Origin of the sequence: Candidatus Mesenet endosymbiont of Phosphuga atrata (genome assembly GCF_964020175.1) — a bacterium.
Lineage (GTDB): Bacteria > Pseudomonadota > Alphaproteobacteria > Rickettsiales > Anaplasmataceae > Mesenet.
This window is the reverse complement of the sequence record NZ_OZ026541.1, coordinates 781,714-796,309: the sequence shown is the minus strand read 5'-3', so window position 1 is coordinate 796,309 and position 14,596 is coordinate 781,714. Positions and strand designations below refer to the sequence as shown.

Annotated in this window: 14 protein-coding genes and 1 tRNA gene; 4 read left to right on the top strand and 11 right to left on the bottom strand. The window is 32.3% G+C overall.

Annotated features, from left to right (window positions below; all coding sequences use genetic code 11):
* Positions 1-98: 98 nt before the first annotated feature.
* Together AACL09_RS03850 and AACL09_RS03845 are read left to right on the top strand one after the other, a co-directional pair.
* Positions 99-248: a hypothetical protein gene (locus AACL09_RS03850; RefSeq protein WP_339047089.1), complete on the top strand. Its 150-nt coding sequence runs from the start codon at positions 99-101 to the stop codon at positions 246-248.
* A complete protein-coding gene (locus tag AACL09_RS03845) occupies positions 221-1,132 on the top strand; it encodes an ankyrin repeat domain-containing protein (RefSeq protein WP_410519832.1) in 912 nt (303 codons plus the stop codon). The genes AACL09_RS03850 and AACL09_RS03845 overlap by 28 nt, the downstream gene beginning before the upstream one ends.
* A gap of 146 nt (positions 1,133-1,278) precedes the next feature.
* Here the strand turns inward: AACL09_RS03845 and AACL09_RS03840 are convergent, their stop codons facing one another.
* Positions 1,279-2,589, bottom strand: coding sequence for an ankyrin repeat domain-containing protein (locus tag AACL09_RS03840; protein WP_339047085.1), 1,311 nt, complete (start codon positions 2,587-2,589; stop codon positions 1,279-1,281).
* A gap of 72 nt (positions 2,590-2,661) precedes the next feature.
* Entirely contained in the window at positions 2,662-3,834 is a 1,173-nt protein-coding gene (gene ubiH / locus AACL09_RS03835; protein ID WP_339047083.1) for a 2-octaprenyl-6-methoxyphenyl hydroxylase, read from the bottom strand.
* A gap of 53 nt (positions 3,835-3,887) precedes the next feature.
* Here ubiH and AACL09_RS03830 point away from each other — a divergent pair, with 53 nt between their 5' ends.
* Positions 3,888-5,153, top strand: coding sequence for a P-loop NTPase fold protein (locus AACL09_RS03830; protein WP_339047081.1), 1,266 nt, complete (start codon positions 3,888-3,890; stop codon positions 5,151-5,153).
* 36 nt (positions 5,154-5,189) lie between these two features.
* On the opposite strand, the gene AACL09_RS03825 is transcribed toward AACL09_RS03830, so the two are convergent.
* The 7 genes from AACL09_RS03825 to AACL09_RS03795 form a co-directional block, all read right to left on the bottom strand.
* Entirely contained in the window at positions 5,190-5,723 is a 534-nt protein-coding gene (locus tag AACL09_RS03825) for a 5-formyltetrahydrofolate cyclo-ligase (protein WP_339047079.1), read from the bottom strand.
* 4 nt (positions 5,724-5,727) lie between these two features.
* Complete coding sequence (locus tag AACL09_RS03820; protein ID WP_339047077.1) at positions 5,728-9,084, bottom strand: FAD-dependent oxidoreductase; 3,357 nt, start codon at positions 9,082-9,084, stop codon at positions 5,728-5,730.
* 96 nt (positions 9,085-9,180) lie between these two features.
* Entirely contained in the window at positions 9,181-9,486 is a 306-nt protein-coding gene (locus AACL09_RS03815) for an ankyrin repeat domain-containing protein (RefSeq protein WP_339047075.1), read from the bottom strand.
* A 2-nt stretch (positions 9,487-9,488) separates the two neighbouring features.
* Positions 9,489-9,905 carry an ankyrin repeat domain-containing protein gene (locus tag AACL09_RS03810; RefSeq protein WP_339047073.1) on the bottom strand — a complete coding sequence of 139 codons (417 nt, stop codon included), beginning with the start codon at positions 9,903-9,905 and terminating at the stop codon, positions 9,489-9,491.
* 186 nt (positions 9,906-10,091) lie between these two features.
* Positions 10,092-10,964 carry a hypothetical protein gene (locus tag AACL09_RS03805; RefSeq protein WP_339047071.1) on the bottom strand — a complete coding sequence of 291 codons (873 nt, stop codon included), beginning with the start codon at positions 10,962-10,964 and terminating at the stop codon, positions 10,092-10,094.
* A 119-nt stretch (positions 10,965-11,083) separates the two neighbouring features.
* Positions 11,084-12,010, bottom strand: coding sequence for a glutathione synthase (gene gshB, locus AACL09_RS03800; protein ID WP_339047069.1), 927 nt, complete (start codon positions 12,008-12,010; stop codon positions 11,084-11,086).
* 1 nt (position 12,011) lies between these two features.
* Complete coding sequence (locus AACL09_RS03795; RefSeq protein WP_339047067.1) at positions 12,012-12,593, bottom strand: BON domain-containing protein; 582 nt, start codon at positions 12,591-12,593, stop codon at positions 12,012-12,014.
* A 113-nt stretch (positions 12,594-12,706) separates the two neighbouring features.
* Here AACL09_RS03795 and AACL09_RS03790 point away from each other — a divergent pair.
* Positions 12,707-12,788: transfer RNA gene (locus AACL09_RS03790), tRNA-Leu, on the top strand.
* A 110-nt stretch (positions 12,789-12,898) separates the two neighbouring features.
* On the opposite strand, the gene AACL09_RS03785 is transcribed toward AACL09_RS03790, so the two are convergent.
* Entirely contained in the window at positions 12,899-13,258 is a 360-nt protein-coding gene (locus AACL09_RS03785; RefSeq protein WP_339047065.1) for an HIT domain-containing protein, read from the bottom strand.
* 11 nt (positions 13,259-13,269) lie between these two features.
* A complete protein-coding gene (locus AACL09_RS03780) occupies positions 13,270-14,514 on the bottom strand; it encodes a hypothetical protein (RefSeq protein ID WP_339047064.1) in 1,245 nt (414 codons plus the stop codon).
* Positions 14,515-14,596 lie beyond the last annotated feature (82 nt).

Genomic DNA, 14,596 nt, shown 5'->3' with positions numbered 1-14,596 from the left:
CACCAACCAAAATCCAGATATTTACTTTACTCTCTCAATAGTCTTGCAATATATAAGATTTGGCATACCTTAGAATAGTTGACATGCGGGGGTAATTAATGAGTTTAGAAGATGAGCTGTGTGATGCAGTGGAAGCTGGAGATGAATCAAAGGTAGAGTCTTTGCTGTTTTTTGGAGTATACATTAATGCAATAAATAAAGAAGGCCTCTACATCTTGCTATTATACATGAAAATTATAATATTATAGAAAAGCTATTGAAGGCAGGTGCTCAAACTAATATTGAAAATCACAATAATGGATATACCCTTCTACATACAGCAGTTTTAATAAATAATATTTCCATAGTTGATACCTTATTGAGGTTATGTCCAAAGCTGGACATGGGAGATATTGATGGTAATTTCCCCATTCATTTGGCAGATGAAGCTGGTTGTATTGGTATAGTTAATCATTTGCTTGATAATAAGCATATTATTAATGCAAAAAATCAACGTGGATTTACATCCTTACATCTTGCAGCACAGAACGGGCATGAAAAAGTTGTTAAAATATTAATATGTGGTGGTGTTGATCTTGATATACAAGATGAAGAAGGAAATACTGCTTTAATTATGGCAACTGAAGCAAATCATATAGAAATAGTAAAATTATTATCACATAGGAGAGCTGATTATAAAATACCAAATAACGCTGGGATGGCTTTTGGTGCATTTGCAACTTCAGAGAAGATGATCAGCATAGTTAATCAGTTCAATAATATGCCAGATATATCTTTATTTGACATGCCTAAAACGCACAAGGTGCTTTCGAACATATCAAACGTAAGTTCATCTGAATCTAGCAATAAATCACATATACTTAAGTATAGGATTGATCAAACTTCACACATATCTTCGTATATAGATTCGTCTATGCTTTATGCTACTACTTCCTTAACACAAAAACGTAAAAGGCTATCAGGATCAGGTATAAGATCATCATCTGAGTCTAGTGGCGAAGCTTGTACATCTAAACGTAGTAAGGCTACTGATAGATCAATTTTAGTATACAGATGTAAATTAGATAACTCAACTAGCACTTCAATATCTAACTTCTGTAGATACACCAGATATAAATTCTCTTGGATCTGATATTTCTGAATCCTTGACATCTAGACTTCGAGATGCTTTATAAAAATAAACTCACATTACTCTACCCTTTTCCTTCTTTAAAAGGAAGTTGTTATTTTGTAAATCTCATAAGTTTTTGTTTATAAATGCAGCTATTTTATCATTTTTTATCTTGACCGTTCTAAGTTCTCACCATTATCAGAAAACGTACAATCTAATTTTCTTCTTTTTGCATTTTGCATCGTATCTGATTCAGATGAGCTTGTACTTGATATTCGAGCGAAAGATTCAAATTGAGTTATAAAGGGATAAGAAAGGCCAGAACCAGGTGAATTTACATTAGATGAACCTTTAGTTGCTAATGAACTATTATAAGATGAGTTGGAAGTAGTAGACCTAGATAAAACTGTATCTGGTCTGGGCAGTTCTAACGATTCATTACACATATTTGTTAATTGATTAAGGGGAGTTCTAGAAGGATCTGTATTCAACTCATTATTGAACTCTTCATGTTGTACCACTTGAAGCATAGGAGAATCGCAATTAGGCAAATATACTCTAAATTCGTTCTCACACCTTGAACGTTGATACCTTATAGATTTATAACGCTGACATCTTATAGACTTATCTGGAATTATATATGGTCGATTCTCTTTGTGTGTTCTAAATATTTTAGTACGATATGGGCCGGGTTTGGATGGATCTATATTTAATTTATTTTTAGACTCGATACCACTTTCTCCTAAAGCTTCCAAAGAAACTCTAAACTCATTGATGCCATGTATTATGTTACATACTTTACCTTTTGGTATTATACATGCTAAAAAGTCTTCCCCATCGGTATTTTTTAAGTATGGATTAACTCCATGACCCAGCAAAAGATATGCTATTTCTTGATTATCTATTTTAGCTGCTAAAATCAAAGGAGTATTTCTAACTCTATCAGACATATTAATGTTAGTGTACTCATATTCTATTAACATCTTAACTATGTTAATATGACTATATAGTACTGCTAGGTGAAGAGGAAAATATCCGTAATAATCTGCTGCGTTGACTGTATCTTCTGTGAGCAATTCTTTTATTATATCTGTATGACATCCTGTTACTATTGCTATATGAAGAGGAAGAGCTCCGTTACAACGGGTAGTTAATTTTGCACCTGATTTTAGCAAAGTTCTAATTATTTTTAAGACTTCATCTGCATGTTTATGTTCTCCTAATAGGATTCTGGATAGAGGCGTATGTCCTAGATCACTCTTATGTTCAAAGTCTGGGTTAAAGCTAGCTAATGTTTTGACCATAAGTAAATTTTTATATATAGCAGCAGCTACGTAGATAGGGGTTTGTCCAAGATTGTTTGTTATGTTGATATCAAATCCTGAATCCAATATACTTAATACTTTCAGCCTATTATTATAAAATATTGCGTTAAAAAGCTCCTCTTCTAAAGAAGGTTGCCATTCACATCCGATCATTTTGCCCCCACTAGTTCAATTCATATTAGATATGGTATATTATATTTACAATAGCAAATTTTTTAAAAAATTTTAATTAAATCTATTACTTATACCCATGGCATGGCTAATGAAAAATTTTTTAAATGGAGTGAAGTTTTCAATTGCTAATAGTCCAATATTCCTAAATACTTTAGTACAAAGGTTTCTATTTGAAAACAGTCTATTAAGACCATCAGTAATTGCGGCCATAGTGCAGTTATAAAAATACCTATCAGATGAGTATTTTTCTAAAACATACTTACTACCTACATCAATTCCTTGCTCTCTTGCTGTAGAGATATTCGCTACTATGCTTTCCACATCTTTTATACCTAAGTTTAAACCCTGACCTGCAATTGGATGTATAGAGTGTGCTGCATCTCCAATTAGCACTATCCTTTTTTTATATAAATCCTTTGAGAAGAGAAAAAATAAGGGATAAGAAACTCTATCATTCTTAAGTTTGATGTCACCTAAATAAGAGCCAAATCTCTTTTTAAGTTCAACAGTAAATTCATCATTTGATAGGTTCATGAGCATAGAGATAATGTCAGATTTTTCTGTCCAAACTATAGAAGATTTATACCCTCCTTTCATTGGTAGAATTGCAAAAGGGCCACCAGGAAAAAAGCACTCTACTGCTAGACATTGATGGTGTTTTTCATGTTCTACATTGCAAACTATACTGCTTTGCTCATATTGAAATTTTATTGCTGGTAGAAAAAATAATTCTCTTAATTTTGAATGCCTACCCTCTGCGCAAATCAGTAACTGAGATGTTAATTCTTGATCATTATCTAAGACAACTTCTGCGCACCCAAAATCACATGAGATAGATTTGTAAGAAGTAGGTGAGTATACATGAACTTCACTTGTTAAATTGTTACTGACAGCTCTTTGTAAAACAGACTTTTCCACTACGTAACCCATAGGTTCTTTGCTTACAATCTTATGATCGTAATGTACAGAAATTGGACTATTTTCATCAAGAATACAAATATCTAATATAGGCTCTGCTTCGCTTTCAATAAAATGCCAAATACCAAAATCCTCAAGCAGCCTCTTTGTATTATATGATATAGCAAATACCCTATTGTCACATTTGGGAGGATGGAAAATATCATTTTTTTCTAGTAGTGCAACAGAGAGGGATTTACGTTTAAGGCCAATAGCTGTAATTGAGCCTAGTAGACCACCTCCTGAAATGATAACATCATAATACATTTCACAATTGATTAAAAATCATTTTTATAATATTATATTATCTAAATTAAATTATGTTTAGTACTTTTTTTCAGCAAATCAGACAACTCTTTAAAAAGAGAAAAGTAGAAGAAAAAAAATATGAAGCTTGGCAGGAAGACTGTTTAGAGTATCAAAGCATTGCAATTAACTTTACTAAGATCATCAAGGTAATTAAAGATCAACATCATATAATCTCTTTAGAAGCTGATCCTGGTTTGGGCAAAACATTTTTCTTACAAAATTGGGCTTTAGACCTGAAGGAACAAAATGAGATTGCAGTATACTATGATGCATGGAATATTAATGCTTTAGAGCAACCTCTTGCTCCACTGCTTAGCTTTATGTTCGATAATTTATTTATATCAAAAAAAATAAAGAAAAGCATAGTACGTAAGTTTAAAAATATAAATGACCAATTATTTTCGCTAGATACACTCGGTAAGCTCATTAACAAGTCTCCACTAGGCATATTCTCTGTTTTTGTTGATGTAACTAAAGAAGCAGAGAAGAAAGAAAGATCAGAAATCTCTTTAAATGAGCTAACAGCTTATAATACAAGAAGAAAAAATATGGAAGATTTTAAAACTCAGTTCACTGAAATAGTAAATAAAATTCGTAATAGCCAAAACATCTATGTATTAGTTGATAACCTTGAATTATGTCGAACAAAATACATTATAGATTTTTTTGAATATATAAAATATAGTTTAAACATAGATGGGCTGGTATTTATTTTAGCTACCCATAAATCTCAAAGCAATGTTAAAAAGACAGTAAATACTTCTTTTGGTATGCAGGAGCGTTTTGTTGATTTATCTCTTTTTTTACCTAGAGTTCCAGTAGAAAAATTTATTAATAAACAGTTTCAAGATATAGTATTAAGTAGACCAATAGAAGAAATAAAGTCTAGCTTTACTGTTTTATGCAAAATATTTTTACTGTCACTAAAGGACGTAAAACGTTGTGTTTATGCAATAAATTTACTTTTCTTAGTTTACCCACAAAAAAAACTATTTTTACCAAATTTATTTTCATTTCTAATAATACTACAATTGGTAAATCATGAACTTTACGAGTCATTAGGCACAGATATATTATCTATTACAGACTTTTTTATTGCCCTTGATAAACCAGTAATTAATAACTATCAACAAGAGTGGCAAGATTTAAAAGCTGCTTTAGAAACTTCATTTTCTAATATAAATAACTTTAGTCCCTTAAAAGACACTCTAGCTCAATTAGATGGCAATGAATATGTTATCAACTATATGAAGAGGATGATTGCCTATGTTGTATAAAACCCATCAATATTACGGTGGTGCAAAATTTCTGGATCACCTTTTATCATAAACAGTAACAATATTATCAAGGGCTTGATCATGATCTTCTATTGGCAATTGCTTGCAAAACTGTAGGTCATACGCAACACCTATAAATTTGCAGCCAAGTGGGCGCAATTTCTCTATAGTTCTATCATACCAACCACCACCAAAGCCTAATCTGTTTTGATTTTGATCAAAAGCAATAAGTGGCGTAATAACTACATTTGGTATTACGTAATTTTCAATTTGATTAGCAACTTTCCATTCCTGAAATAACAAACAATCACTATTTCGATCTACAATTGGCACAACTATTTTATGACCTAAACTCTGTAGTTTCTGCATGAGTGGTATAACATTTATCTCATCATCTCTTGGAATATATCCAGCTACTATTTTATTTTCACTTATAATGATGTTTTCAATAAATGCTTCTGCTATTAAACTTGCCGCACGAATTGCAAAATCTTCGCTTACTTCTTTCCTTACCTTTCTATATTTTTTTCTTAGTTCCTTTTTTTTCGCTATAATATTAAGCTTATACATAAACCTAATTGGCTCTTTGTAAACAATAACTCACCCACTTTGCCGTAAGCTTTTCTTGCAAACTGTTTTGTTTTAACCTTTCACTTAAAAATTTAAAATCAACATAATCTAGGTTTTGATCCTGATTACTGCAGCTATAAACAAAACTCTCCTCACCAGTCATTGGGTCTACATGTCTTTGCAAACACTGGGCACATATCTCCTTCATCATGCACTGCATAGGTGAGTTCACAGATGCTATAACTTTTACCCCACGTTTTGAATATGGTCTTAAAAGAGTATTTTTAGCACTGGCTACTGCCTCCATCATTTTATCTGAACCAATGACTATAATCCTATCTATAGAATCTAAGTTGATTGTTATCTTACTAAGTTTACCTGTTTGGTAAGCAACAATTCCATCGATAATATTGCCATGGAATGACAGATCCCCCTTTCTTCCTTTTTTTATTATTCCTTCATCACATGTCCAAACTAAAGTAGTTGCTGAGGACTCTAGTGACTCTCGTTTAAAAACATCACTTAACTTTTTGTAACCAGCAAAATATAAAACCTGGCAGTTATTTTCCAAACATGCTTTTCCTATAGAAAAAAGTACAGCGTTACCAACGCCGCCACCGATAAGCATGATATTTTCGTTTTTAGGAATTTTTGTTGGCATGCCAGTTGGCCCCATCAGCACTACAGGTTCATTCTTTTTAAGATAGAAGCACAAATCTGTTGACCCACCAGTTTCTAAAATAATTGTAGAAATAAGGCCTTTTTCCTTATCCACCGAAGCACCAGTAGCTGCTATACCCTCCATTGCCAATTTTGTATCTTTAATCTTAGGGGAATTGGCTTCAAAATTTTGCAACCTATAAAACTGACCAGGTTTAAAATTTGCAGCAGCCATAGGTGCTTTAATTATTACTTCAACTACTTTAGGAGTAAGGCGCTTTACATCCACAACTACTGCAGTAAATGCACTTTTTATCTTATCAAAAAAAGCGTTAGCATGCTCTATTTTAACGTCATTATTTTCCTTCAGAAGTTGCGTAATTACAGGGTAGCCATTTTTAGCGCTGGCCATAGCCTTAACTACACTCCCACTATATGAGGGATGCAAATCACCAAAAAAACTAATCGCTTTGCCTGAGTCTCTGTACAAAAAGATATAATCTTGCTTTTTTGCTTTAGGTGAAAATGTATGCAATCCTACCTTGCCCTTTAAATCAAAATAAGAAAAATATTTACCACTCAATTTAAAGTGCTTTGTATCTTCATTAGCAACTGTTGTATTTGGCTCAGTACCTGCGGCAATTAATATAGTACGTGCATTTATATGCCTTGCTTTTCTATCTTTATCTAGTACTGCAACTGACTGTGTATGGTTGTACTCATCAGTTACAATTTCTGTTGGCTCCAAATTTTCAAGGAAATCAACCCCTTCTGCTAAAGCATTTTTGACCTCTTTGCTATTTAACCTGTAACTTGGAGAGTCAGTTAGGTTTTTTCTATAGACAATTTTAACGCCACCCCAGCTATGCATTAATTCTAGTACTTTAGCCTCTCTATTCTCATTTTTTGCCAATTCCTTTTCAGCACGTATTGCACGCGCATGTAAGATATACTCATTGGCAATTTCGTGCTCTTCTGTGCTCCAGCCTGCTTCAACATATTCTTTGCCATCTTCATCTACTAATATTTCATAACGAGAGAGGAATTTTTCAACTTGAACCTGGTAATATGCTAGACTTTCTGTTGCTGTGTCAATTGCTGTGAGCCCACCACCAATTACAACTATTGGCATGCGGATTTGCAGATTGGCTATGGAGTCAGATTTAAGCGCTCCAGTAAGCTGCAGTGACATTAAAAAATCTGATGCCATGCGTACTCCGCGTGCTAACATATTTTTTATATTAATCATTTTAGGCTTGCCAGAGCCAAGCGAAAGAGCTATATGATCAAATCCGAGTTTGAAGGCATCATCAACTGTTACTGTCCCACCAAAACGCACTCCCCCATAAATTGCAAAGTTTTTTCTTCTTTCTAAAAGTAATCTGATAATTTTAAGGTTGTTTTTATCCCAACGAGCAGTAATGCCATACTCTGCAACTCCACCAAAACCAGCAGGGGTGCGCTCGCTTAATTTCTCATATTTAAAATCTTTTATGGGTAATAATTTTTCCTCTAAAGGTTCAATTTTAAGTCCGTCTATGGCAACAACATTATGCCCGTCATTAAGCAGGTGATGAGCAAGCGTAAAGCCTGCAGGACCGAGACCTACAACTAAAATGTTTTTTCCTGTGTTTTCTTTAGGAAGTGGGCGCTCAAAATTAAGTGGGTTCCAACGAGTAAGAAGAGAATAAATTTCAAATCCATATGGTAAGCTCAACACATCTTCAAGGATCTTAGTTTCAATCATTGGGATATCAACAGGATCCTGCTTTTGATATATGCAAGATTTAGAGCAATCATTGCATATACGATAGCCAGTTGCTGCACATAGAGGATTATCAATAACAATGATAGCTAAGCTTGATATACTAAAACCTTGGCTTTTGACTAAATTCATCTCAGAAATTTTTTGCTCTAGTGGACAGCCATGAAGCTCAACATCTAAAGGAGATTTTTTGAAATCTTGATTCTCAGCAAGAAGTCCCTTAGAACAACTATCCTTATTTTGCTTATGGCAGTATATGCAGTAGTGAGCATTATCCAATGCCTTATTTAAAGTAGGCTTATTATGTGTTAAGTTAAATCCAGAACGTCTTTTTACCTCTTCTACACGCAATACCTCATTGTCATCAACCTGTTTACTTATAACTGGCACCAATTTGTCATAGTCAATTTTTTCGGGAGATGAAAATAAGACATTCTCCTCATTTTTATTATTATCCGCCATCCATGCAGCATACTGAGCTGCAAGTTCTACTTCTTCTTGATATTTTTCCTTATGCTCAAACCAAAATATAGCTTTTTGAGCAAAATCCTGCTCTTGCAGAGGAAATTTCAGGAATACACTTAGTTTCTTAGATACTAAATTAATCTCTATATCATCAGTTTTTACATATTTTTTTAATGCATAGCGTTGAATAAATAATCTTTTACATTTATACAGCATCACAAAGTCTTCATGCTTTTTTCTTAATGCCTCTGCCTCCTCTTCAATAAAAAATAGCTTAGAAATGAATTCTTCAACCACAGGAGAAAGCTCTATTACTAACTGACTGTCATAACTTTTGTTTTCTCTTGCTTTGCATAGTGCATGATATAAATCTTTATTATAACTTTTGATATAGTCTAAAAATGCACTATCTAGCTTTGTCAAATCATCTGTATTATATAAGTCAGAAAATGATATCGAGAAATTAAACATCTCTAAATCTTAATATTTAATATATTTTATAAAATATTAGTAAAAAGATAAAGAGATGTGCTACCTTAAAACTCAAATTTTGCTTCCTCAGTTAAACTATAAGTTTCGAGTATTGTCTACAGCAACGTTGGGAGTAATATTTGATACATCTGCTTCACCTAAGGAAGTAGAGCCTTGTTGTTGTGCCTTGCTAGATTGATATTGTTGAAAAATCTTTTCAATTTCTTCTTTATTAGTAAGGTCTATCTCTGTTTTATCGCCTTTACTCGTTAAATTTACATTAGCATCATTGTCTATGAGTTCTTTTACAATCTCTATGTAACCATATCTGGCAGCATACATCAATGCTGTACTACCATCTCCATCTTCTATATCTATGTTAGCTTTAGCCTCTACTAACATCTTTACAATCTCCGTATTACCATTAATGGTGTTCCGCCATCTCTATCTTTTATATCTATCTCAGCACCAGCTTTTATGAGTTCGATTGTAATCTCTGTATCGTTCTGATTAACAGAAATGATCAATGCTGTTTCGTCATACTTATTTTGCAAATTCATGTTAGCACCAGCTTTTATGAGCCCCCTTACAACATCTATGTGACATTCCATGACAGCAAGCATCAGAGCTGTTCTACCAATTTCGTCCTGAAAATTTATTTTAGGTCTTACAAAAAGGAACCACCTTACCCCTCTTATTAACCTACCAATAAACGGTATACGCATCAGTGCTTTAATAAACTTATCACCTTCTAATATTTTCTTAACCTTATCTGGGTTGCCTGCCTGAAGAGCATTAATTAATGCTTCTTTTGATAACATTTTCTTTGAATATAAAACAATTACCATTATAGTTTATTTTTTAACTAAAATTAACTTTTCAATATTGAAGAAGGACGTAAAAAACGCTAACTATATCGTTGCAGTAGAGCCTTAAGGCGTTTATGGGCAGTAAAACTTTATTATTCTATTATCTATTGTACGTGTAATGGCAATTTTTATAGAAATTTAGACAAAGCTTTCATAAGTTTGTTTTTCTATGTTATGGGCTTCATTACCATACACTTCATTAAACTCTGAGCTTGGGTCATTGAAATCTTTAAAACTATCACGTATATTATAATTTTCTATATAAAAAAAACTTTTAAGCATTAGCGAAGCAAGATACAAAACAAGAGAAGGTATAAATGCTATTGCAAGCGCTTCTCCTCTAGAATGCTTTCTGCTTAGCTTAGCATTACCTAGAAGGAGAAAAAGTGATGTAAATGTATATGCAGAACATATCAAAACAGTATAATTAATAATTTGCTTACCTCGTTTATCACAGTCAAAATCCTCTATTTTGTAACTTACACTTCTGCATATCCTTCGGGCTTCTTCAGGCGTTAATTCAGAAATGTGATGTTTTATTCTATTTTTTATTATAATAGATACTGCTACTTTATACGTTACTAAACAATCAGAGTATACTTTATATAAAAAGTCATTTTGAGCTTGAATGTTATGATTGCTCTGTAGATAATCTTCAATATTTGAGTTAAGTTGTAAATTTGTATATCTTCTACTAATCAAATCATTTATTAACTCCTCCTTTATTAAACCTAATATATCTTGATTATAAAAACAACTCAGAAGAAAGGGAAAGACCAATGTATTTTCATCACAAATCTGTTTAATAGTAGTATATATGGTATTACACAAATTATTGCTATTGATCCTTTTATGTTCACCATAATCACACCTTCTATGTTGATAATCTCTATACAATTTTTCAGAATGCACAAAAAGAGATTCCACGATTCTCATCTTATATGAACCATAATGATCTAGATTAACTTTGCCTAACTTTTCCAATATAATGCCATCCAATTCTTCATCCATATTTCCCTCGCTTACAACATCAGATGATATATTGATATGCTAAAAATAGCATATAGTAAAATAAATAATTAAAATACTAGCAGGTAAGATTTTTAGATTATGTCTCAATTATTCTATTTTTAGTTTTTTTGCACTTTCTCTTCAAAACAATCCCAAATAGTTTTTTCAAGAGATAAGCCATATAGTTCATTAACTTCAACGACTCCTGTAGGAGAAGTAACGTTAATTTCCAATAAATAATCACCTATTATATCTATTGCAGCAAATAGCAACCCCCTTTTTCTTAGTTCTAATCCAACAACAGTACATATATTGTGGTCTCTATCATTTAATGATACCTTCTCAACAGATGCACCAAGACGAATATTTGTTCTTATTTCTTCATTAGAATTTGGAACTCGCCTTATTGCTCCAATTGGCTCACCATCAAGCAACAGAACTCTTTTATCACTATTTATATCATTACAAAACAGCTGCACAATAATGGGACAATCATATTTTTCAACCATAATTTGCGATATAACCTCAATATTTATATCATTATGATTTATCCTTAGCACATCATTTCCACCATAGCTGTATAGAGGTTTTAAAATTACATCTTTATGCTCTAAATAGAAACTCTTTATAGCTGCTAAATCCTCTGTTATGAGAGTTGGTAAAGTAAATTGAGGAAAATGTGACACTAAAAGTTTTTCCGGGCAATTTCTTATCTCTGTAGGATTATTTATTATTAGTGCATTTACTTTCTCTAAAATATAAGTTGTAGTGATGTAGCGCATATCAAAAGGTGGGTTTTGTCTTACGAAAATAATATGCATTTTATTCAAAGGAATAACCTCATCTTCAGAAAAATTAAAATCAGAATCACAAGCAATGACTCTTTTAGCTGATGCAATTGGCTCATTGTTTTTTAAAGATAGATCATTTGGTGTATAAAAGAATATTTCATACCCTCTTTTTTGGGCTTCTTGCATGAGAGTAACAGTAGTATCATTGCGAAAATTTACATTTTTATCCATCTGAAAAGCAATACTTAGCGACATCTTATTTATCTATAAACCTTACGTAACTAACAACATCTTTAACTTCCTTGATTTCTCTAATAATCTTTATAACTTCATTTAACTCTTTGCTACTTTGAGCTATTCCCATCAAGTAAACTATACCGTCCGCTGTATTAACACTATAATTAACTGATTTTACATTTTTTCTTCTTAAAATTCTTGCCTTAACTTTCGCTGTGATTAAGCTATCTTTGGCTATATCAGTAATAGAACTGTTGTTATCTAACGTTTTTATCTTTATTTTATTGATAACTTCTTTTACCCCTCTTTGTTCCCACGCAACTCTTTCTGCTATAACTTGCTTTTCAACTGAATCCACACTTCCTATGAGTAAAACTCTACCCTCATCCACTTTTACTTTAATGGATGAAAAAAGATTATTATTTAAAAGTTCTTTATTTATTCTAATCATAATAGTAGTATCATCTATAGTAGCACCTAAAGACTTATCTTGCATGCTAACTACAGTTGCTGTTGTTATAGCGGTTCCAACTAGTACAGAAATACAACCACTTTGGGTTATTATTAAAACAGCTAGCAATAGACTTGTAATTACTTTCATTGCTTTTAACTAAATATTTTATAATATAATAATAAACTCAGAAGCTAAATTATTAAACTAAATAAAAGAACACTTGAAGTTATTGTAAGTTAAAATATAATTTGTTGCAAAATGCGGATATGGCGGAATTGGTAGACGCGCTAGGTTTAGGTCCTAGTAAGGAAACTTGTGGGGGTTCAAGTCCCTCTATCCGTACTTTATATTGTACATTTATAATCTTATAGTTACCCATACAAATACTATTATACATTATTGTTATCTAGTACTTCTCTCTTATAACCAGATCATAAAAGATATTATAATTTTTAATCAACCCTTAAACTTCCACCACCAAGAATATGAACATGAAAATGTGGTATTTCTTGCTCTCTACCTTCACCATGATTGGTAATTAACCTATATCCTGTTTTGTCTAATTTATAATCATGTGCTATCTTTCTTATTACTTTAAAAAAATGTAATATATTATCATCTGATGAAGAATAAATAAAATCATCAAAGGAGATATACTTACCTTTTGGTATTACTAATATATGAACAGGAGCTTTGGGATACTTATCTTCAAAAGCAAGGACATGTTCATCCTCATATACTTTCTTGCATGGTAACTCTCCCCGTAATATTTTAGCAAAGACATTATTATTATCATAAACTGCAGGACTCATCTCTTTACTAATTATCCTTGACTCCTTCCTCTACTTAATTCTTCACCCCTTCTACTTCCTGGGATACAAGATGACTTAATACTCGTTGTACTTAAAGACATATCCCCTAAATCTTCACCTGCAACTTCTATAATTTTATTCTTGATACTATTCATATCAGACCTCCCTATCTCAGAACGCGATACCAAATCACTCTGTAGTTCATTAGGCCCTTTTTTTGATTGCAAACTAACGATGTTAGTAGGGAATGCTTCTGGATTAGTTAAAGAAAATTGACTCATACTGCTACTCATTTGTTCCTCCTTTCTAATATCTGGCATTTGTTTTATAGGTTCCATATTTTTTGTATCATTTTTATCTTGGGATTGTGATGTAGAAAGAGGGTTTCCTGGTATCTGTTGCCCTACATCTTGTGCAGTGGCTTCTTCAATTATTTCTCCATCAATATTTTCTTCCTTATCTTGGGATATAGAATGAGATGGCGATGTAGAAGCAGATTTTAATTGTTGCTTTGCAAACGGCTCATCATTACTAATCTCTCGATCCTGAGTTTTTTCATATAACCTATCTGCAATAGTTTTTATCATCTTTGTATCACGTGGCATACCTAAAGCATTATAACAATGTTCTACCTGTTCTTTAATTTCTTCAAGCGTTTTATTAGCAATATCTATTCTAATTACCAATGTACCTCCCTCAACCTTAACTGTTCCATTATTCTCTTTAAGAAATTTGTACAATTCAATAAGCTTATTATAAGCTTCCTGCTCACCAGCAGAAAGCTTCTTGTTGTCACTACTTTTAGGTGTAAAATTTTTACTTTCCTTATCTTCTTCGCTACTTTCAAGCCATGCTTCAAACTGCTGCATACTCTTTTGAGGTAACTTATATTTTGGCACTTTTACCCTTATATCTTCATCATGACCCTTCTTTTTCATTATAGGATCAAATCTTATGCCATAGTCTTTACTTGTAGTTTTGTTTTCTTTAACATCAAAATATACATCAGGATTACCAAAAGGAATTTTAGGACGTATATTTTGTTTCCATGTTTGCTCCAAATTAACAACATATGGAAAACCTTTAATAGTAAGGCGAGTAGGATGATAGATTAGATATTTTAAAGCTCCATACACTGCCTTAGGTATAAACCACGAACCAGGCAAATACCCTGAGCTACTCCAAGGACGCTGTGATACATTATGATCTAATTTTTCAGCACCAGCTTTTATCTTGTTTACTATTCCGCTTATCATTTTAATCACCCCTATTTCTAGTTCTAGAACCAAAACTAATATATATTATAGTAAAATAAACTTAAATTACCATAAAAAATCA

What these genes read in the sequence shown, in the direction of transcription:
- AACL09_RS03820 (WP_339047077.1), bottom strand. Translation starts at nt 9,084, where the DNA reads ATGTTTAATTTCTCGATATCATTTTCTGACTTATATAATACAGATGAT.
- gshB (WP_339047069.1), bottom strand. Translation starts at nt 12,010, where the DNA reads ATGTCGCTAAGTATTGCTTTTCAGATGGATAAAAATGTAAATTTTCGC.
- AACL09_RS03830 (WP_339047081.1), top strand. Translation starts at nt 3,888, where the DNA reads ATGTTTAGTACTTTTTTTCAGCAAATCAGACAACTCTTTAAAAAGAGA.
- AACL09_RS03780 (WP_339047064.1), bottom strand. Translation starts at nt 14,514, where the DNA reads ATGATAAGCGGAATAGTAAACAAGATAAAAGCTGGTGCTGAAAAATTA.
- AACL09_RS03810 (WP_339047073.1), bottom strand. Translation starts at nt 9,905, where the DNA reads ATGTTATCAAAAGAAGCATTAATTAATGCTCTTCAGGCAGGCAACCCA.
- AACL09_RS03785 (WP_339047065.1), bottom strand. Translation starts at nt 13,258, where the DNA reads ATGAGTCCTGCAGTTTATGATAATAATAATGTCTTTGCTAAAATATTA.
- AACL09_RS03825 (WP_339047079.1), bottom strand. Translation starts at nt 5,723, where the DNA reads ATGTATAAGCTTAATATTATAGCGAAAAAAAAGGAACTAAGAAAAAAA.
- AACL09_RS03850 (WP_339047089.1), top strand. Translation starts at nt 99, where the DNA reads ATGAGTTTAGAAGATGAGCTGTGTGATGCAGTGGAAGCTGGAGATGAA.
- AACL09_RS03795 (WP_339047067.1), bottom strand. Translation starts at nt 12,593, where the DNA reads ATGAAAGTAATTACAAGTCTATTGCTAGCTGTTTTAATAATAACCCAA.
- AACL09_RS03805 (WP_339047071.1), bottom strand. Translation starts at nt 10,964, where the DNA reads ATGGATGAAGAATTGGATGGCATTATATTGGAAAAGTTAGGCAAAGTT.
- AACL09_RS03815 (WP_339047075.1), bottom strand. Translation starts at nt 9,486, where the DNA reads ATGTTAGTAGAGGCTAAAGCTAACATAGATATAGAAGATGGAGATGGT.
- AACL09_RS03840 (WP_339047085.1), bottom strand. Translation starts at nt 2,589, where the DNA reads ATGATCGGATGTGAATGGCAACCTTCTTTAGAAGAGGAGCTTTTTAAC.
- ubiH (WP_339047083.1), bottom strand. Translation starts at nt 3,834, where the DNA reads ATGTATTATGATGTTATCATTTCAGGAGGTGGTCTACTAGGCTCAATT.